Genomic DNA, 20,286 nt, shown 5'->3' on the forward strand with positions numbered 1-20,286 from the left:
CTGCGCGCCCTGGGCCCGGGCCGGGCGCGGCGCGCCCCGGCTCAGCCGCGGCCGGCGCCGTCCCGGTCCGGCGGAGCCGTTCTCCGCCGGACCACGGCGGCGCCCGGCCGGTGCAGGGCGGCGACGAACTTGTAGCGGGAGCCCCGGTAGACGGAGCGCACCCACTCCACCGGGGTCCCCGCCGCGTCCCGGGAGTGCCGGGACAGCAGCAGCATCGGCAACCCCACGTCCGTGCCGAGCAGTTGCGCCTCCCGTGGGGTCGAAAGCGAGGTCTCGATGGTCTCGTCGGCCTCGGCGAGATGGACGCCGTACACCTCGGCGAGCGCCGTGTAGAGCGACGGGACGGTGTCCAGCGACCGGCGCAGGCCGGGGAAGCGGCGCACGGACAGGTGGGTCGTCTCGATCGCCATCGGGTCGCCGCTGGCCAGCCGCAGCCGCTCGATGCGCAGTACCCGCTCGCCGATCGTGATGCCGAGCAGTCCCGCCAGCTTCTCGTCCGCGGGGATCTCCCCGATGTCCAGCATCTGCGAGGCCGGGGTGAGGCCCTGGGCGCGCATGTCCTCGGTGTGCGAGGTGAGCTGGAGCGTGCGGTAGAGCTTGGGCTGGGCGACGAAGGTGCCCTTGCCCTGGATCCGGTCGAGCCGGCCCTCGCCGACGAGCTCCTGGAGCGCCTGCCGGACGGTGGTGCGCGAGGTGTCGAACCGGACGGCGAGCAGACGCTCCGCGGGCATGGCCGAACCGGGCTGCAGCGCCTCGGCCATGGCCAGGAGCCGCTGTTTGATCCGGTAGTACTTCGGCACGCGCGCGATGCGGCCGGGCGCCCCCCTGTGCGGCTGGGCGCTGCTGACGTCGGTGGTCATGCCTGCCTTCCCGGCTGTGTCGATGGGCTCCCGTTATAGCGACCAACTGCCCTATGGTCTAGTCCAACTGAACGGTCCGGGCGAAACGGGCGGATCGCGGACGGACGCACTCCGGTGACTTTCTCGTAACGGCCGGGACCGGCTTCCCGAACCACCCTTGACACTCCAAAAGGTCTAGGCCAAGCTCCACCGTACTGGTCTACACCATTAGTGGCCAGGTCCCGAGCCCTTACGTGCAACAGCGTCGTACGCAGGTCACCGCCGAGGGCGTGGGGGGTTAGTGGCATCCCTGAGGAGGGTGGCGTGAAGCGCAAGCTTGCGGCCGCGATCGTGATCGCGGGCATGATGGTCTCCGTGTCGGCGTGCGGAGGGGACGACGGCGACGACAGCGGCAACAACGCGGGACCGGACAGCTTCAAGGGCCAGACGCTCACCGTCTGGGCCATGGACGGCTCCACGCCGGACCAGTGGGTCAAGGACGTGACCGCGGCCTTCGAGAAGAAGACCGGTGCCAAGCTGAAGTTCGTGACGCAGAAGTGGGACGGGATCCAGCAGAAGATCACCACCGCCCTCTCCGAGTCCAACCCGCCGGACGTGCTGGAGGTCGGCAACACCCAGACCCCGGCCTACGCGGTCACCGGCGGCCTCGCCGACCTGAGCGACCTCAAGAGCGAGATCGGCACCGACTGGACGCCGTCCGTCTCGCAGTCCTCCGTCTACGACGGCAAGCAGTACGCCGCGCCCTGGTACTTCACCAGCCGCGTGGTCATCTACAACAAGAAGATCTGGGCCAAGGCCGGCATCAAGGACACCCCGAAGACCCGGGACGAGCTGTTCAAGGACCTGGAGACCATCGGCAAGAAGACCGACGCCGAGCCGCTCTACCTGCCCGGCCAGAACTGGTACTTCTTCGACGGCCTGACCATCGGCCAGGGCGCCGACCTGGTGAAGAAGGACGGCGACAAGTTCGTCTCCAACCTCGACGACGCCAAGGTCACCAAGGCCATGGAGATCTACAAGAAGTACCAGTCCTTCTCCAAGGCCCCCAAGGACAAGGACGAGGCCAACCCGCAGCAGGCCGAGATCTTCGCCAAGGGCAAGACCGGCGCCTTCATCGGCCTCGGCTGGGAGGCCGGCACGGCCATCGCCGCCAACAAGGCCATCGAGAAGGACCTGGGCTACTTCCCGATCCCCGGTGAGACCGCGGACAAGCCCGAGAGCGTCTTCCTCGGCGGCTCCAACCTCGCCGTCGCCCAGGGCAGCAAGAAGCAGGCCCTCGCCAAGGAGTTCCTGAAGATCGCCCTGTCCGACCAGTACGAGGGCGAACTGGCCAAGATCAACGGCGTCATCCCGAACAAGAAGGCCCTGGAGACCAACCTCAAGGGCAACCTCGTCGCCGAGGCCATCGCCCCGGGTGCCTCCGTCGGTGGCACCACCCCGCTGATCCCCGAGTGGGGCGCGGTGGAGAACAACCCCAACCCGATCAAGTCCTACATGACCGCCGTGCTGAACGGTAAGTCCCCTGCGGACGCCGCCAAGCAGGTCGAGGGCGACATCAACAAGCGCCTGGCCCAGCAGAACTGATGGCCGCGCCGGGGGCGCCCCTCGGGGCGCCCCCGGCACATCTGTGCCGTCGTACGGCCCCGGACGCCGTGCGCACGGCCGAGGAAGTCCAACGTACGGCCACGGAAGAGATGACAACGCATGTCAGTGCAGACCGAAGGCACGGACACGGCCGGGGAGCCCGCTGTCCGCAAGGCCCGGGTGCCGGCCCCGCCGCCAGGTGACAGCCGCATCCCCGGGGGGCCCTCCCGGCGCGGCGCCGCCACCCCCTACCTGCTCCTGCTGCCCGCACTGCTGGCCACCGTGGTGCTGCTCGGCTGGCCCCTGGTCAAGAACGGCATGCTGTCGTTCCAGAACCTCAACCCGCGGCAGCTCATCCAGCACCTCACCGAGTGGAACGGGTTCGACAACTACCAGGAGGTGCTGACCGGCGGGGACTTCTGGCGCGTCGTCGAGCGCTCGGTCGTCTTCACCGCCGCCAACGTCGTGCTGATCATGGCGCTCGGCACTCTGATCGGGCTGCTGCTCGCCCGGCTCGGCAAGAAGATGCGGCTGCTGCTCATGCTCGGCCTCGTCCTCGCCTGGGCCATGCCCGTCGTCGCGGCCACCACCGTCTACCAGTGGCTGTTCGCCCAGCGCTTCGGCGTCGTCAACTGGGTCCTGGACAAGCTCGGCTGGCACTCCATGGCCGACCACAACTGGCTGGAGACCCAGTTCTCCACCTTCGCCGTGGTCACCCTGCTCATCGTGTGGATGTCCATACCCTTCGTGGCGATCAACCTCTACGCGGCCACGACCACGATCCCCCGGGAGCTGTACGAGGCCGCCTCCCTGGACGGCGCCGGCGCGTGGAAGAGCTTCACCTCGGTGACCCTGCCCTTCCTGCGGCCCTTCCTGTACGCGACGACGTTCCTCGAGGTCATCTGGGTCTTCAAGTCGTTCGCGCAGATCTTCGCGATGAACGAGGGCGGCCCGAACCACCTCACCGAGACCCTGCCGATCTACGCCTACGTCGAGGGCGTCGGCAACCAGCACTTCGGTGTCGGCGCGGCCATCTCCTTCCTGACGATCCTGGTCCTGCTCGCCATCACCTCGTACTACCTGCGCCTGGTGCTCAAGCAAGAGGAGGACGAGCTGTGAAGCGCTCGCTCTTCGGCCGTATCTGGCCCAACGCGACCGCCGCCGTCCTCTTCGTCGGCTTCGTGTTCCCCGTCTACTGGATGTTCGCCACGGCCTTCAAGCCGACCGGCGACATCATCGCCGACGACCCGGTGTGGTTCCCCACGGACGCCACCCTCGACCACTTCAAGAAGGCCGTCGACGCCGACCACTTCTGGACCCTGGTCCTCAACTCCGTCACCGTCACCGTCGTGTCGGTGCTGCTCTCCCTCGTCATCGCGCTGTTCGCGGCCTTCGCCCTGGCGCGGATGCGGTTCCGGGGCCGGCGCGGCTTCATCGTGACGTTCATGCTGGCGCAGATGGCTCCCTGGGAAGTCATGATCATCGCCATCTACATGATCGTCCGCGACAACGACATGCTGGACAGCCTGGTCCCGCTCACCGTCGTCTACATGATGATGGTGCTCCCGCTGACCGTCCTGACGCTGCGCGGCTACGTCGCCGCCGTGCCCAGGGAGCTGGAGGAGTCGGCGATGGTCGACGGCTGCACCCGGCCCCAGGCGTTCGTCAAGGTCATCTTCCCGCTGCTCGCCCCCGGCCTGATGGCGACCTCGCTGTTCGGCTTCGTCACCGCCTGGAACGAGTTCCCGCTCGTCCTGATCCTCAACAAGGACATCGAGGCGCAGACCCTGCCGCTGTGGCTGTCGCAGTTCCAGACCGCCTTCGGCGACGACTGGGGCGCCACCATGGCCGCCTCGTCCCTGTTCGCGCTGCCCATCCTGATCCTCTTCATCTTCCTGCAACGCAAGGCTGTCAGCGGTCTGACCGACGGCGCCGTGAAGGGATGACGCCCCTGATGACCACCATCGCCACCACCGCGTCCGACAGCGGCTCCGCCGCGGGCGACACCCTCGCCCGCAACGCCCTCGCGGTGCTCCAGCCGGGGTTCGACGGCACCACCGCGCCCGACTGGGTGCGCCGCCGCATCGGTGAGGGCCTCGCCTCCGTCGCCCTGTTCGGCCGCAACGTCGTCAGCGAGGAACAGGTCACCTCCCTCACGGCCGGGCTGCGCGCCGAGCGGGACGACCTGCTGGTCGCCATCGACGAGGAGAGCGGCGACGTCACCCGCCTCGACGTGCGCACCGGCTCCTCCTTCCCCGGCAACCACGCCCTCGGCGCCGTCGACGACCCCGGCCTCACCCGGGCCGTCTCCCGCGAACTGGGCCGCCGCCTGGCCGCCTGCGGCGTCAACTTCGACTGGGCGCCCTCCGCCGACGTCAACGCCAACCCGGACAACCCCGTCATCGGCGTCCGCTCCTTCGGGGCGAGCCCGGACAAGGTGGCCCGGCACACCGCCGCCTGGGTCGAGGGCCTGCAGTCCACCGGCGTCGCCGCCTGCACCAAGCACTTCCCCGGCCACGGCGACACCAACGTCGACTCCCACCACGCCGTACCCCGCATCGACGTCGACGCCGACACCCTCTACGAGCGCGAACTGCCCCCGTTCCGCGCGGCGATCGCCGCCGGCACCCGGGCGATCATGAGCGCCCACATCCTCGTCCCGGCCCTGGACCCGGACCGCCCCGGCACCCTCTCCCGGCGCGTGCTCACCGACCTGCTGCGCGGCGAACTGGGCTACCAGGGCCTGATCGTCACCGACGGCATGGAGATGCGCGCGATCTCCGGCACCTACGGCCTGGAACACGGGGTCGTCCTCGCCATCGCGGCCGGCGCCGACGCCATCTGCGTGGGCGGCGGACTGTGCGACGAGAACACCGTGCTGGGTCTCAGGGACGCGCTCGTGGCCGCCGTACGCTCCGGTGAACTGCCCGAGGAACGGCTCGCCGACGCCGCCGCCCGGGTGCGCGACCTCGCCGCCTGGACCGCCGCGGCCCGCGGGGACGCCGGGAAGACCGCCGCCGATCCCGAGATCGGCCTGGTCGCGGCCCGCCGCGCGCTGCGCGTGACCCGCTCCGGCGCCGCCCGGCCCCTCACCGGCCCGGTCCACGTCGCCCAGTTCAACCCGGCCCCCAACATCGCCGTCGGCGACCAGACGCCGTGGGGCGTCGCCACCGAGCTGGAGCGGCTGCTGCCCGGCACCGACTCCGCCTCCTTCAGCGACGAGGGCGCCGGTGCGGCCGCCCTCGCGGCGGCCGGCGGACGCCGGATCGTCGCCGTGGTCCGCGACGAGCACCGGCACGACTGGATGCGCTCCGCCCTCGACACCCTGCTCGCCGCCCGCCCCGACACCGTCGTCGTGGAGATGGGCCTGCCGCAGGCCGCCCCGCGCGGCGCCCTGCACATCGCCACCTACGGCGCCGCCCGCGTCTGCGGAGTCGCGGCGGCCGAGGCCGTGCTGGCCGGCTGACCTTCCCTCCCGGCCGCCCGCTCCTCCCCGCGGGCGGCCCCTTCTCCATCTCCTCCTCCATCCCCTCCAGGGAAGAACCCGGTGGCCTTCTCGCGCTCCGGCGCTTGCCACCGGCACATGTCTCACGTCCGACCCCAAGGTGTTGTCGTCCCGATCACCCCGGAGTGAACGCATGCACACGCCCGCGCCCCACCTCCACCGAGCGGCGACCGGCCGCCCCTACTTCAGCGCCGACGGCGAGACCTACCTCGCCCCCGTCCCCCTGCGCGACCTCGACAAGACAGAGCCGCTGCGCGTGCTGTCCGAGGAGGACCACGCGTTCTGGCAGACCTACGGCTACGTCGTCGTACGCGAGGCCATCACCCCGGGCGAGGCCAAGCAACTCCTGGACTTCGCCTGGCAGTTCCAGGGGCTCGACCCCGACCGCCCCGACACCTGGTACGCGGAGCCCGAGTTCCGCTCCGAACTCGACCGGCACCTCTACATCTACGGCTTCGTCGAGGCGTACCACCACCAGCTCCTCTGGGACAGCCGGCAGAACCGACGGGTCTACGACGCCTTCGTGGACGTCTGGGACAGCCCCGAACTGTGGGTCACCCTCGACCGGCTCAACCTCAACCCGCCGAACCGGGGCTCCCGTTCGCGCTCCCTGATCGAGCCCACCGACGAGGGCTTCGACATCGAACTGCACTGGGACGTCGACACCACCCTCGCCGTGCTGCCCCAGCGCGTCCAGGGCATCATCGCGCTCACCGACACCCGCCCCGAACTCGGCGGCTTCCAGTGCGCCCCGGAACTCTTCCGCCGCTTCGAGGAGTGGCGTGTCGCCCAGCCGCCGGGCCGCGACCCGGTCCGGCCGGCCGTCGACCGCGCCGAGTTCCCGGTCGTCCGCCCCGACCTCCAGGCCGGTGACCTGCTGATCTTCAACGGCATGCTCGCACACGGCGTCGCGCCCAACCTCTCCGACAACGCTGTCCGAGCCGTGCAGTACCTGTCGATGATGCCGGCGCTGGAGGAACACACGGCCCTGCGCGACTCCCGCGTGGACTCCTGGCGCACCCTCGCCACCCCCGACTGGAACGCCACCCTGCTCGGCGACGCCCGGCGGCCGGAAGCCCTCCGTTACGGCCCCGCCGAACTGGACGACCTCGGGCGCAGGCTGCTCGGCCTCGACTCCTGGGCCGCGGAAGGCGCCCGGTGAACCGGATCTGCCTCTGCCTGCCCACCAACCGGGCCTGCCCGGCCACCATCACCGCCCTGCACGCCGAGGCGGGCTACGCCGCCCGCCGGTTCGGTGCCGAGGTGCGGCTGCTGATCCTGGACTCCGCCGACGACCGCTCCCGGGCCGGGCACACCCGCGCCGTCGCCGCCCTGCCCCCGCGACCGGGCGTGACCGTCCACCACCTCGACGAGGAGGCCCAGCGGGACTTCCTGCGCCGGGCCGTCCGCACCGCCGGCCTGCCCGAGCCCGACCGGCTGCTGCACCTCATGCTCCCGCCGGCCGTCTCCTACGGCGCCTGCACCAACCGCGCCTTCCTGCTGGCCGCGGCCCTCGGCTGCCACTCCGTGCACCGCCGGGACTCCGACAGCGCCTACCAGACGCACGCCGGGCAGCCGGTGTTCCCCGTCCACCACGAACTGCCCTGGCTGGGCCGCCCGGCCGCCGAGGCCACGGCCGCCGGCCTGCGCACCGACCTCGACCCGGCGCTGGCGCACCGCCCGGTCTCCCTGGCCGGTGCCTCCTTCATCGGTGAACTCTCCGTGGACATAGGCGAGATGCGCCGACTGGACGAGGGGGTCTACCACGACGTGGTCGGTCTGTGGGCGCCCGCCGACGCGTCGGCGCGGCAGCGGCGCGAGCTGGTGGAGGAGTCCTTCACCGGAGCGGGCACCGCCCCCTTCACCGGCGACCGTGCCACGCTGGGCCTGGTGGACCCGATGCGGGTCGACATGTGCAACATCGCCTTCCACCGGGACGTCTACGAACGGATGCCGCTGCCGCCGGCGACCGACACCATCGGCAGCGACTACTTCCTCACCCACCTGGCCCACGACGCCACGCTCCCCGGCGTCCTGCACAACCGGCACATCGAGAACTACTACACCCCCGAACGCCGTACCGACGCCGGATTCCTCGCCTACCAGACCCGCTTCGTGAAGTTCCTGCTGTCGATGCTGTACTTCCACCACGTCTACGGCTCGATGGCCGCCGAGGGCGCCGGGCTGCTGGACGACCGGCAGCGGGTCCGGCCCGACCGGATCGTCCGCTTCCTGCGGGAGAGCACGGGCCTGGACCGGGCGGAGAACGTCTGGCGCCTGGACCGCGTGGACACCGCCTACCGGAAACTGGGCGGACGGTACGCGGCCGTCGCCGACCGGCTCGCCGCGCAGCGCACCGGACTGCTCGACCGGGCGGAGCGGGACATCGAGGACTTCGCCCACCTCACCGAGGCGTGGCCGGCCCTGATCGAGGCGGCCCGCACATGAACGTCCCGCACATGAACCTCCCGCACGCGAACCTCCCGTACACCGATGTCCCGCACATGAACGTCCCGCACACGGATGCCTCGCCCACGGACCCCCCGCACATGAACGTCCCGTACAGGGGTGTCCCGCCCATGGACGTCCCGCACCTGGACCTTCCGGAGGGGCCCGGGGAGCGGCGCGACCGGTCACGAAGCGGCCGCACCCGCGCGACGGCGTTCCCCGGCGCCCCCTCGGAAGCGCTCGGAGCACAGCTGGCCGCGTCCCGGGCCGACCGCGTCATCTACGACCTCACCGGCATCGAGCACCAATACGACGCCCTGCTGGCCGAGCTGCCGGGAACGGACGTGCGCTTCGCGCTCAAGGCGTGCCCCGTCGACGACGTCCTCCGCTGCCTCGCGGACCGCGGCGCCGGCTTCGACGCGGCGAGCCCCGCCGAGATCGCCCAGGCCCTGCGTACCGGGGTCTCCGCGGACCGCGTCCACTACGGCAACACCGTCAAGTCCGACCACGACATCGCCGAGGCCCACCGCCTGGGCATCCGCACCTTCGCCACCGACAGCGTGGAGGACGTCGCCGCGATCGCCGCCCACGCCCCCGGCGCCCGGGTGTTCTGCCGCCTGGCCACCAGCGGCGAGGGCGCCCTGTGGGGCCTGAGCCGCAAGTTCGGCTGCGCCCCGGCCGACGCCGTCCGCGTCCTGGCCACGGCCCGCGCGGCCGGCCTCGTCCCGGCCGGACTGTCCGTGCACGTCGGCTCCCAGCAGATGACCGGCGAGGCATGGCAGCGGGCCCTGGACTCGCTCGCCGAGACCCTGGTGGCGCTGGACGGGCTGGGGATCACGCCGGACCACGTCAACCTCGGCGGCGGCCTGCCCGCCCGCGGCTACCTCGACCGGCACGGCGACCCGCTCGACCCGCCGCTCGACAAGATGTTCGCCGTGATCCGCGAGGGCATGGAGCGGCTCACCGCCCTGACCGCCGCCCCGCTCCGCCTCGTCATGGAGCCGGGGCGCCACCTGGTCGCCGACCACGGCGCGGTCCGGGCCCATGTGTACCGGCTCACCGAACGGGTCCAGCCCGACGGGACCCGGGCCCGCTGGCTGTACCTGAGCGCGGGCAAGTTCAACGGCCTGTACGAGATGGACCAGCTGCGGCACCGGCTGGTCTTCCCCGGGCACGAGGACGAGGCCGGCGAGGCATACGTGCCCGCCGTCGTCGCCGGCCCCACCTGCGACAGCGACGACGCCTACGGGGGCGGCCGGCACCCCGCGCGCGTGCCCCGCGCCGTGGCCTCCGGCGACGCGGTCTGGATCCTGTCCGCCGGCGCCTACGCCACCAGCTACACGACCCAGGGCTTCAACGGCATCCGCCCGCTGCCGTGCGTGTGCACACGCGCCCCGGAAGGACACCACTGACATGAGAGACCTCATACGGGGCATCACCGAGGCCGACTGGCCCCAGCTGGCGGCCCTGGAGAGCGAGGCGTACGCGGACCTCTCCCTCGCCGAGGGCGAGCAGCTCCTGCGCTCACGCGCCCGCGCCTCGGCCGGCACCTGCTTCGTGCTCGAACTCGACGGCCGGCTCGCCGGCTACGTCCTCGCCCTGCCCTACCCCCGGTTCAGCTGCCCCGACCTGACCCGCTCCGAACCGGCCGTCCACCACACCACCACCAACCTGCACCTGCACGACCTCGTCGTCGGCGCCCCGCTGCGGCGCCGGGGACTGGGCACCCGGCTGGTGCGCCGGCTGACCGGGACGGCCCGCGCCCGCGGCTTCGAGACCATCTCGCTGGTCGCCGTCGCGGACAAGGAGCCGTTCTGGCGCGCCAACGGCTACCGGCCCCACCCGGCCGCCCCGGTGCCCGCGGACTACGGCCGCGGCGCGGTCTACATGAGCGCCCGGGTGGCCGCCGTACCCCGTCCGTACCCGGCCCGGGAGGCCGTCTGATGCCCGAGCTGTCCTTCCCGCGCGCCAAGTGGTCCATCGCGGCGCTGTTCTGCTTCCTCGGCTTCCAGTACGGCACCTGGATCGCCCGCCTGCCCGCGCTCAAGGCCCGGCTGGACCTGGGCGCCGGCGAGGTGGGCCTGCTGCTGATGGCCTGCGGCGCCGGAGCGGCGGTCTCCTTCCCGCTCGTCGCCGTCCTGATGCGCCGGCTCGGTTCCCGGGGGCTGTCCCTCGCCTCCGCCGGGTGCCTGATCGCCGTCCTGGCCGCCCTGTCCGCCGTACCGAACTTCCCGCTGGCACTGCTCGCCGTGTGCGCCGACGGGGTCGCCGTGGGCTGCCTCAACGTCGCGATGAACGCGCAGGGTGCCGCGCTGGAGAAGGCGTACGACCGCACGGCCATGTCCCAGCTGCACGCCACCTTCAGCGCCGGGCTGCTCGCCGCCGCCCTGCTGGCCTCCGGCGTCACCACCCTGACCGGGTCCGTCCCGGCCCACTTCGCCGTCGCCGGGCTCCTGCTGCTGCTCCTGCTCGGCGGCGCCCGGCCGGGCCTGCTGCCCGGCCGGGAACCGGACCCCGCCGCCCGCGACGAGCCGAAGCGGAGCGTCCGTCGCGCCCTCACCTCCGGCACGACCCTGCTGATGGGCTGCGCCATGGCCTTCGGCACGATCACCGAGGGCGCGATGAACGACTGGTCGACGCTCTACCTGAAGGACGTCGTCAAGGCGTCGGCGTCCGTCGCGCCGCTCGGCATCGCGGTCGTCTCGGTGATGATGCTGCTGGCCCGCGTCTGCGCGGACCGCTGGCGCTCCCGCTGGGGCGACGGACGGGTGGTGCGCACCGGCAGTGCGGTGGCCGCCGCCGGCCTGGCCCTCGCCCTGCTCGCCGGGGGAGTGGTCCCCACCCTGCTCGGCTTCGCCTGCGTCGGGCTGGGCGCGGCGGCCGTCACCCCGTGCGTGTACGTGGCGGCGGCCGAACGCGGCTCCGACGCCCTCGCCCTGGTCGCCGCCATGGGCACCACCGGTCTGCTGGGCGGACCGGCGCTGATCGGGTTCGTGGCGGGCGCGGCGAGCCTGACCCTCGGTATGGCCGCGGTGGCCGCCTCGGCCCTGATCGTCACGGTGACCGCCTGCTGGATCCCGTGGCGGCCCCGGGCAGGCGTGCTCGCCCGGACCTGAGCCGGGGGACGCGGCCCCCCGGCACGGCACCGGCCGCCCTCACGGCCCTTCGCCGCGGCCCGGCGCCCCGGACGCGGACTCCTCGTCCCAGGCGCCGGCCGCCCCGGCGGAGTCGAGGAGGTGCTCGCCGTAGAGGTCCTGGAGCCAGTTGGACTGGTAGATGGTGTCCAGGTAGCGCTCGCCGAGGTCGGGGGCCACGGCCACCGCGGTCAGGTCGCCCCGGTCGTGCCGGGCCAGCCAGTCCGTCGCCGCGCTGACCACCGTCCCCGTGGAGCCGCCGAACAGGAAGCCCCGTCTCGCCAGCCGGTGGCAGGTGCGGATGGTGTCCGCCTCCTCCACCTGGATCACCTCGTCCACGTACGACTCGTCGAGCAGCGGGGGACGCATGCTCATACCCAGGCCGGGGATCATCCGGCGGCCCGGCTTGCCGCCGAAGGCCACCGAGCCGACGCTGTCCACGGCGACGATCCGCACCGGCCGGTGCCACTCGCGGAAGTAGCGGGCGCAGCCCATCAGCGTCCCGGCCGTGCCCGTCCCGAGGAACAGCACGTCGAGGCGCGGGAACTGGCCGGCGATCTCCGGCCCCGTCGTACGGAAGTGCGCCCGCCAGTTCCCGGCGTTGGTGTACTGGCTGAGCCACACGTACCGGTCGTCGGAGGCGCACAGGGAGCGGACGTACTCGAGCCGCGTGCCCAGGAAGCCGCCGTTGGTGTCCAGGTCGGTCACCACGTGCACCTGGCTGCCGAGGGCCTCCATGAGCAGTTTGGTCGACAGATTGCACCGGGAGTCGGTCACACACAGGAACCGGTAACCCTTGCTCGCGGCGATCATGCTGAGCGCGACGCCGAGGTTCCCGGAGGAGGACTCGACGAGGATGGAATCCGGGGTCAGGCTTCCGTCCCGCTCGGCGCTCTCCACCATCTCGTTCGCGGCCTTCAGCTTGATGGAGCCGGCGAAGTTGAAGCCCTCGCACTTGAGGTAGAGGCGGTATCCGAATATCGACGCCAGATCGACGAAGAGACTGCCTTCGTTGAAGGCGTGGGGAGCGGAGATGACGGGCACGGCAGACCTCCTGATAGCTACGGCTGAGGGCTACGGCCTCAGCCGTACCGGCGCAGGTCGTGGAAGAAGTCCTCGACGATGCGGAGCTGGCCCGCCCGGGCCACCTGGTCGTAGACGTACTTGCCGACGGCCAGGTCGAGGACGCCCAGGCCGAAGGGGGAGAAGATCACCGGCTGGTCCTGCGGCGGGGCCGCCCGGCCCAGCATCACGTCGTTGAGCGTGCCGTTGAGGAAGTCACGGCTGCCCGTGCGCTGTTCGGCCAGGTGGGGCGAGGTCTCCGCCTTCAGGCAGTGCTCGACGTCGTCGACGAAGTTCGCCGAGGCGAGCAGCACTTCGGGGGCCAGGTCCCGCAGGGACACGTGCAGGACCAGCGGGTTGTGCGCGAACCAGCCCGGGACCGTGACGTGCGGCCGGCCGGCGACGGTGGCGAAGACCACCAGATCGCTGGAGCGGATCAGGCTCTCCGCGCTGTCGTGGACGGTGACCGGCTCCTCGGCACCGGACTCCCGCAGATAGCCGCAGAATCCCTCGGCACTGTCCGCGGACAGGTCGTGCACGCCGATCGCGTCGAAGGTCCAGCCGGTGCGCGCCAGGAAGGTGTGGATGTAACGGGCGATCAGGCCCGTACCGCAGAACCCGACACGGCGGGGCCGGGGCCGGTTGCGGCTGAGCCAGTCCGCCGCCAGCGCCGCCGACGCGGCCGTCCTGGTCGCGCTGATGATGGAACTCTCCAGGCAGGCGAACGGGTAGCCGGTGTCGTGGTCGTTGAGGATGAGCACCGCGGAGGCCCGGGGCAGCCCCTCCTTCACGTTCTCCGGGAAGCTGGAGATCCACTTCAGGCCGTCCACGTGCACCGACCCGCCGATGGACGCCGGCAGCGCGATGATCCGGGCCGTCGGACGGTCGGGGAAGCGCAGGAAGTACGACGGCGGGTTGACCGAGTCCCCCGCGCCGTGCAGCCGGTAGGTGGCCTCGACCAGCTCCACGAGCTGCTTCTCGGACCCCTCCAGCGCCTTCTTCACCTGCTCACCGGAGATCACCGCGAAGCTCGGCACTCCGGTCGGTCCGGGCCCCGCCGCTCGGTCGGTGGCCGACAGCAGATCGGTCATCGTCCGCTCCCCTCGGGTGCGGGGCAGCCGTCCGCCAGGCGCAGCGGCTCGGCCATGCCGACCACGATCCGCCGGTCCCCGGTGTAGGACTCCCTGCTGTGCGCGGTGCGGATGTTGTCCACGAGCATCAGGTCACCCGCCTGCCAGGGTTCGCGCCGGGTGTGCTCCTCGTAGGTGGCGTTGATGACCTGGACGACGTCCTCGCCGACCGGGGTGCCGTCACCGCAGCGGGTGTTGAACGGCAGGCCGTCCGCGCCGTACTCGTCCACCAGGTACTCCCGGACTTCCGGTGCCAGCGTCCACTCGTTGAGGAAGGCGATCTGGTTGAACCAGCAGCGCCGGCCCGTGAGCGGGTGCCGTACGACCGCACTGCGGCGCTGCTCGGTGTGCAGCGAGCCGTCGGGCAGCCAGGTGAAGTCGATGGCGTTGTCGCGGCAGTACCGTTCGATCGCGGCGCGGTCGTCGGTGCCGAACGACTCGGCGAGGGACGCCCCGATCTCGTCGTTGTAGGTGCGGGTCAGCAGCCAGCCCGCCCGCTCGAACCGCTGCGTCAGCTCGGCGGGCAGCGCCTCGAGGACCTCCTCGGCGTCGGCCACCGCCGTCGCGCCGCCCTGCTCGGGCGCGGTCAGGCACGCGAACAGCATCAGACCGGGCACCTGCTGCGGGTAGCTCAGCTCGTGGTGCATGCACATCGGCTGGTTGGCCGGCCAGGGCGTGGAGGAGTACAGCCCGGGGCCCTCGGCCACGCGGGGGGCGAACGCCTCCGTCTCCGTCATGAGGCCGCCGGCCAGCCGTGCGAAGACGGCACCGGCCTGGTCCGCGTCCGTCAGGCCGAGGCCGCGCACGAGCAGCGCCCCGTGCTCGGTGACCTGTGCGCGCAACGCCTCGCGGTGTTCGGCCGCCCAGCTCGCGGCGTCGCCCGGTGGATCGACCCGCAACAGCGCGGGCCGGTCCGGCCGCAGCTCCACGTCGAGCGGTGCTGCCAGGGATGAGGACGGCATCTCGGTTTCCTTTCGGTAGCCCGGCGGGTGGGGGATCGGGCCTCAGGTGGAGGCCAGGGGTACGGCCGCGTTCACGACGGCCTGTGCCGCCTCGGCCGGGCGGGTGCGCAGGAAGTGGTGGCCGCCGTCCGCCAGCTCGTGCAGATCGACGTGCTCGGCCAGCAGCAGCCACTCGCGGTGGCGGTCGGCGTGTCCGGCCGTGTGCGGGTCGTCCGCGGCGACGACCACCGACACCGGGGCGGACAGCTTCACCGGCGGCGGGGACTGGAGGGCCGCCAGGAAGTAGCGGTGGGCGGCCAGGCAGTCGTGCCGGTAGGCGGCGGCGATGTGCTCGGCGTGCCGCTCGTTCAGTTCGGCGAGTTCCGTGTAGCCGCTGTCCGCGGCCAGCCCCGCCGCGATGTCGGCGTCACTGCGGCTCGTCAGCTCGGCGATGCCGGCGCTCCGCTCGGCGGCGCTGCCGAGCAGTTGCGCGCCGAGGAACACCCTGGTCACCCGCACGCCCTGCGCCTGCAGCCGCAGGGCCGTCTCCAGGGCCGCCGCCGCGCCCGACGAGTGGCCCCACAGCATGACCCGGGTCAGGCCGCGCGCGGCGATCTCGGCGGCGACCCGGCCGGCCACCTCCTCGATCGACGCGAACGGCTCGCGGTGGGCCGCGAGGTCGTGGCCGGGCAGGTCCACGGCGAGAACCGCCGTCCCGCTGCCCGCCAGTGCCGCCGCCATCGGCCGGTAGTTGACCGCGTTGCCGCCCGCGTAGGGGAAGCAGACCAGGGCGCGCTCCGGCGTGCCGGCCGCCTCCGAGACGGGCTGGAGCAGCTCCTGGCGCTGCCGGGTGGTGCCGTCCAGGACGGCGGCCAGGTCGGCGAGGACCGGATGGCGGGTGATGTCCTTCAGGGAGACCGCCCGGTCGAGGGCGACGCTGAGCCGCACGGCCGTCAGGGAGGTGCCCCCGGAGTCGAAGAAGTGGTCCGTCCGGCCGATCCGGTGCTCGGGCACGCCCAGCAGTTCGGCCCAGGCCGCCGCCAGCCGCCGTTCGCTCGGGCTGAGCGCCTCCCGGTCCGCCGCGTCGGCCGGCGCGGCGCCCTGGGCGTCCCGCGCCTCCTGCTGGGCCTGCGCGGTCAGGGCCTTGCGGTCGATCTTGCCGTTGGCGGTCAGCGGCAGGGCGTCCCGCCAGTGGAAGGCCGAGGGGACCATGTAGGCGGGCAGCGCCGCCGCCAGCGCCTCGCGCAGCACGTCCGGCTGGTGCCGCTTGCCGGAGTGAAAGGCGATCAGATGCTTGTTCCCACCGCCCCGCTCGACGACGACCACCGCGCCGTCGCGCACGCCGTCCACCCGCAGCAGGGTGTTCTCGATCTCACCGATCTCGATCCGGAAGCCGCGGATCTTGACCTGGTTGTCCCGGCGGCCGAGGAACTCCAGCTTCCCGCCGGGGTGCCAGCGGCCCCGGTCACCGCCCAGGTAGAGCCGCTCACCGGGCCGGTAGGGGTCCGTGCGGTAGGACTCCCGGGTCCGTTCGGGGTCGTTGACGTACCCGCGGCCCACGCAGACACCGGAGAACGCGATCAGTCCCGGGGCGCCCAGGGGTACCAGTGACAGGTGCTCGTCCACGACGTAGACCCGGACGTTGTTCACCGCACGGCCCAGCAGGATGCGGTCGGGAACCTCGGTGAGGACCTCGTGGTTGGTGTCGTCCGAGGTCTCGGTCAGGCCGTAGGCGTTGAGCAGCCGGATCCCCGGCTGGATCGCGAACCAGCGCTGCACCAGCTCCCGCTTGAGCGCCTCACCCGTCACCGACACGCAGCGCAGGTCCGGCAGCGCGCGGGGGTGCTGTTCCAGGTACGAGGCCACGACCTCCAGGTAGGAGGGCACGACCTGGGCCACGGCGACGCGCCCGCGCACCAGCGTGTCGACGAACCGCTCCACGTCCACGACCACGTCCTGGGCGACCAGCAGGGTCCGCCCGCCGACCAGCAGCGCCGACACCAGCTGCCACAGCGAGATGTCGAAGCACTGCGGGGCCGTCTGCGCCACCACGGACCCCTCACCGATCCCCAGATCGTCGATCTTGGCGAACAGGTGGTTGAGCATGCCCGCGTGCTCGCACATCGCGCCCTTCGGCTCACCGGTGGAGCCGGAGGTGAAGTAGATGTAGGCCAGCCGGCCGGCCTCGACCGGCACCTCCGGGTCGTCGTCCGCGTGCCCCTCCGCGTACGCCGTGCCGACCGGCAGCTTCTCGACTCCCGGTACCGTGGCCAGCGCCTCGTCCAGGGTCTCGGTGCTGCCGGACTCGGTGAGCACCAGCCGGCAGTCCGCCCGCGTCAGCATGGCCGCGATCCGGCCGGCCGGGAAGTGCGGCTCGATCGGCAGGTACACACCGCCCGCCTTGAACACCGCCAGCGTCGCCGCCAGCCAGTCGAGGTTGCGTTCGGTGACGACGGCGACCACGCCCTCCCGGCCCAGCCCGCGGGCGAGCAGCGCCCGCGCCAGCCGGTTGGCACGCGCGTTCAGTTCGCCGTACGTCCACTCGACCTCGCCGTGCACGGCGGCCACCGCGTGCGGATGCGCCCGTACCCGCTGCTCGAACAGCTCGTGCGCCCGGGCGTCAGGCAGCGGCCGGCGCGGTCCCGCCAGCCCTTCCAGCTGCTCGCGCACCTCCCCGGCCGACAGCAGGCTCTGCTGGGTGTGGTCGGAGTCCGGGCCGGCCGCCAGCAGCCGGAGCGCCTTCAGGTGGTAGCCGCCGATCCGCATCGCGCCGTCGGCGTCCAGCGCGTCGGTGCGGCAGCGCAGGCGCAGCACCAGCCGTCCGCCCCGGTCGCACCAGCGCACGTGCAGCACACCGTCGTCGGCGTGCGCCTCGTCGGCGCCCATGGGACCGAACACCACCTCGTACGACGGCTCGTCCACCCCCAGCTCCCGCCGCAGCCGCGCCACCGGGAACTCGCGGTGCGCCAGCACCTCCGCCTCGGCGTGCTCCGCGGCCGACACCAGGGCCCGCCAGGACCCCGGGGGGACCTCCAGGCGGCACGGCAGCGGTTCCCCGCCCACCCCAGCGGTGTATCCCGTCACGACCTCCCGCTCGCCGGACAGCGCGGCCAGCACCTTCGCGTGCGCCGCCAGCAGCACCGAGCTGAGCGGCAGTGAGGAGCGCCGCACCAGCGCGCGCACCGAGGTCGCCACGTCGTCCGGGACCTCCACCTCCTGCTCCAGCGTGCCCGGCACCGGCTCCCGGACCCAGCGCGGTGCGGCGGTGACACCTCCGGCGGTCAGTGCACGCCGCCAGAACTCCCGGTCGGCTTCCTCGCGCGTTCCCATCGAATGGCCTTCCTCAACTCGTGGCGGCAGCAGTGGCGCCGGCCGCCGGCAGGGCCCTGCCCGGGGTGCCCGGCCGGCGGCCGGTCTCCGGCATGTCCACGGCCGGGTTGCCGCCCCACTGCGCGTTCGGGGGCACTTCCTCGCCCTTCATGAGGAACGAGTCGGGCGCCAGCACCGAGCCGTCGCCCATGGTCACGCCGTAGTGCACGTGGGCGGCCACGCCCAGGGTGCAGCCGGCGCCCAGCGTGATGCCGTCGGACTTGAAGGTGCCGTCCTCCTGCGAGTGGCACTGGATCTTGCTTCCGATGTTGAGGGTGCAGTCGTCGCCGACGGCGGCGAGAGTCCGCTCGGTCACGAAGCAGCCGTCGTCGAACACCCGCCTGCCCATGCGGACGCCCAGCATCCGCCAGATCAGGCTCTTGAAGGGGGTGCCGTTGAAGACGTTCAGGTACTGGACCGGCACCTTCCACAGGCGCTCGTGCAGCCAGAAGTTCCGGTCGTAGATCGAGCACAGCTGGGGGCGCAGCGGGCGGAACCGGGTCATGCAGCGTTCCAGCAGCACGTAGTACGCGGTGGACAGCGCGAGCGTCACCGCCAGGTACAGGGCGATCACCACATGGCCGACCGCGCCGTACAGGTCCACGGAGACGAGCGCGAGGAGCGTGAGCAGGAAGACGTGCAGCCAGCGCGCGAACAGCATCAGGCCCATCGACAGCAGGTTGTAGCGGTTCTTCGCGGCCAGATGACGGCGCAGCTCCTCGCCCGTGCGCAGGTGGTCGAACCGCGCGTCCCGGTCCACCGAGCGGGGAATCTCGAAACTCGGCGAGCCGAGCAGCCCCACGCCTTCCCGGATGTCGCCGTCGAGCGGAATCATCACCTTGGTGGCGAGCAGGCAATTGTCTCCTGTCCGGCCGCCGGAGGGATAGGCAATGTTGTTTCCCAGGAAATTGCGCGGTCCGATCGCCACCCGGGACACCCGGAATGACGTGCTGGAGTAATCCGCGTTGATGAGGGAAAGCCCGTCGGCGACCATCGTCCCGCTCCCGACGGAGACCAGGAAAGGCGATTCGTGCTGCACTTCGGTGCCGAAATTGGAACCGGTCTGCTCGACCCGGGACAAGTCGTAGCCGAGGCCCTTGAGATAATGCACGATGTACGAACTGTCGCCGAAGAGCCAGGCATAGAACTTGAGGTTCGTCATGCGCGCCGCCACGCGATGCAGCGTGTAGTGCATTCCGTAGAGCGGATAGACCCGGTCGGGCCTGACCACCAGGGCGAGCAGGCGCGGCACGGTGTAGAGGGCGGCGAGGCCCAGGACGACGAACCCGCAGAACAGGGCGAGCGAGACGGCCAGCGCGTCGGGGATCAGCTCCGGCCGGGACACCAGGGCCGTCTGCCGGTCGAGGCGCTTGCCGATCGCCGGCACCTCGGTGAACAGGATGTAGATGCCGCCGACGGCGAGCGGGAGGTACACGAGCAGCAGCTGCAGCAGGGTGACGGAGCCGAACCAGGCCCGGCGCACGGTGCCGCACCTGGCCGGCGGTACGCGCAGGTAGTCGACTTCCGTGGGCTCGGCCGGGGATCCGTGCCAGTGCTCGCCGTCCGGGACCGTCTGGCCCCGGTGCAGCCCGGAGGAATGGCCGAGCTGGGCGCCGTCGCCGAGTGTGGTGTCGATGTCCAGGACGGTCTTCTCGCCGACGTACACGTCCCGGCCGAGCGTGACCCGGCCGGTCTGGATGCGGCCCGCGTGGGCCCGGTAGCCGAGGAAGAAGGACTCCTTGCGGATCACCGTGCCGGCGCCGATCGTCACCAGGTCGGTGCAGACCGGGACGGAGCGGGAGAGGATCGTGACCCCCTTGCCGATCCGCGCGCCGAGGGCCCGCAGGTACAGCACGTACAGCGGGGTCCCGACGAGGAACACCATCGGGTTGGCGTGGAGCAGCACCTTGACCAGCCAGAACCGCAGGTAGGTGAAGCCCCACAGGGGGAAGTCGCCCGTTTTCCACCGGCCGATCAGCAGCCACTTCACGGCGACCGGGAAGGCGCACAGGGCGAGGAACCCGGCGCTGCCGAAGACCAGCGACCGCAGGTAGATGTCGAGCGCGCCCGAACCGGAGGCGATCCACTCGTATCCGGCGGCGGTCACGAACCCGGAGACCACGGAGTACCCGAGGAAGACCAGCAGCTGGGCCGTCCCGCACAGGAGGTGGCTCAGCCGGCTCGCGCGGGTCACCGGGGGTGCGGCGGGCGCCGGCACCGGCGGGGCGCCGGCCGCTTCGGCGGACACGGGCA

15 protein-coding genes are annotated in these 20,286 nt (G+C 71.9%); 9 read left to right on the forward strand and 6 right to left on the reverse strand.

The genetic code is table 11. The features are described 5' to 3' along the window. Positions 1 to 41: 41 nt before the first annotated feature. Positions 42 to 860, reverse strand: a complete 819-nt coding sequence (locus GT045_RS03005) for a GntR family transcriptional regulator (RefSeq protein WP_161333204.1) — start codon at positions 858 to 860, stop codon at positions 42 to 44. A gap of 303 nt (positions 861 to 1,163) precedes the next feature. On the opposite strand from GT045_RS03005, the gene GT045_RS03010 reads away from it, so the two are divergent. The 9 genes from GT045_RS03010 (at position 1,164) to GT045_RS03050 (ending at position 11,513) form a co-directional block, all read left to right on the forward strand. Continuing rightward, positions 1,164 to 2,444, forward strand: coding sequence for an extracellular solute-binding protein (locus GT045_RS03010; RefSeq protein ID WP_161286964.1), 1,281 nt, complete (start codon positions 1,164 to 1,166; stop codon positions 2,442 to 2,444). 120 nt (positions 2,445 to 2,564) lie between these two features. Beyond that, positions 2,565 to 3,563: a sugar ABC transporter permease gene (locus GT045_RS03015; protein ID WP_202514900.1), complete on the forward strand. Its 999-nt coding sequence runs from the start codon at positions 2,565 to 2,567 to the stop codon at positions 3,561 to 3,563. Next, a complete protein-coding gene (locus tag GT045_RS03020) occupies positions 3,560 to 4,390 on the forward strand; it encodes a carbohydrate ABC transporter permease (RefSeq protein ID WP_161286965.1) in 831 nt (276 codons plus the stop codon). Before GT045_RS03015 ends, GT045_RS03020 begins: the two co-directional genes overlap by 4 nt. A gap of 8 nt (positions 4,391 to 4,398) precedes the next feature. Beyond that, complete coding sequence (locus GT045_RS03025; RefSeq protein WP_161333205.1) at positions 4,399 to 5,910, forward strand: glycoside hydrolase family 3 protein; 1,512 nt, start codon at positions 4,399 to 4,401, stop codon at positions 5,908 to 5,910. Between the two features lie 172 nt (positions 5,911 to 6,082). Further along, positions 6,083 to 7,111: a phytanoyl-CoA dioxygenase family protein gene (locus tag GT045_RS03030; protein ID WP_161333206.1), complete on the forward strand. Its 1,029-nt coding sequence runs from the start codon at positions 6,083 to 6,085 to the stop codon at positions 7,109 to 7,111. After that, positions 7,108 to 8,397: a DUF6271 family protein gene (locus GT045_RS03035; RefSeq protein ID WP_161333207.1), complete on the forward strand. Its 1,290-nt coding sequence runs from the start codon at positions 7,108 to 7,110 to the stop codon at positions 8,395 to 8,397. The genes GT045_RS03030 and GT045_RS03035 overlap by 4 nt, the downstream gene beginning before the upstream one ends. Beyond that, on the forward strand, positions 8,394 to 9,809 hold the full coding sequence (locus tag GT045_RS03040) for a type III PLP-dependent enzyme (RefSeq protein WP_237538312.1): 1,416 nt from the start codon (positions 8,394 to 8,396) through the stop codon (positions 9,807 to 9,809). The genes GT045_RS03035 and GT045_RS03040 overlap by 4 nt, the downstream gene beginning before the upstream one ends. Position 9,810: 1 nt before the next feature. Continuing rightward, entirely contained in the window at positions 9,811 to 10,341 is a 531-nt protein-coding gene (locus GT045_RS03045) for a GNAT family N-acetyltransferase (protein WP_161286969.1), read from the forward strand. Further along, positions 10,341 to 11,513, forward strand: a complete 1,173-nt coding sequence (locus GT045_RS03050; protein ID WP_161286970.1) for an MFS transporter — start codon at positions 10,341 to 10,343, stop codon at positions 11,511 to 11,513. The genes GT045_RS03045 and GT045_RS03050 overlap by 1 nt, the downstream gene beginning before the upstream one ends. A gap of 39 nt (positions 11,514 to 11,552) precedes the next feature. Here the strand turns inward: GT045_RS03050 and sbnA are convergent, their stop codons facing one another. The 5 genes from sbnA to GT045_RS03075 all read right to left on the reverse strand — a co-directional run. Further along, entirely contained in the window at positions 11,553 to 12,575 is a 1,023-nt protein-coding gene (gene sbnA / locus GT045_RS03055; protein WP_161286971.1) for a 2,3-diaminopropionate biosynthesis protein SbnA, read from the reverse strand. Between the two features lie 38 nt (positions 12,576 to 12,613). Next, complete coding sequence (gene sbnB / locus GT045_RS03060) at positions 12,614 to 13,684, reverse strand: 2,3-diaminopropionate biosynthesis protein SbnB (protein WP_161286972.1); 1,071 nt, start codon at positions 13,682 to 13,684, stop codon at positions 12,614 to 12,616. After that, the gene (locus GT045_RS03065; RefSeq protein WP_161333208.1) at positions 13,681 to 14,685 is read right to left on the reverse strand and encodes a TauD/TfdA family dioxygenase; all 1,005 of its coding nucleotides are present in this window, start codon (positions 14,683 to 14,685) and stop codon (positions 13,681 to 13,683) included. Before GT045_RS03065 ends, sbnB begins: the two co-directional genes overlap by 4 nt. A 42-nt stretch (positions 14,686 to 14,727) precedes the next feature. Then, positions 14,728 to 17,994 (reverse strand): amino acid adenylation domain-containing protein, encoded by a 3,267-nt coding sequence (locus tag GT045_RS03070; protein WP_161333209.1) that lies wholly within the window; start codon positions 17,992 to 17,994, stop codon positions 14,728 to 14,730. Between the two features lie 13 nt (positions 17,995 to 18,007). Then, positions 18,008 to 20,286: Pls/PosA family non-ribosomal peptide synthetase (locus GT045_RS03075; protein WP_237538313.1), on the reverse strand; the 2,279-nt coding region annotated here is incomplete at its 5' end.

The sequence above is a fragment of the Streptomyces sp. SID486 genome (genome assembly GCF_009865385.1).
Taxonomy (GTDB): domain Bacteria; phylum Actinomycetota; class Actinomycetes; order Streptomycetales; family Streptomycetaceae; genus Streptomyces.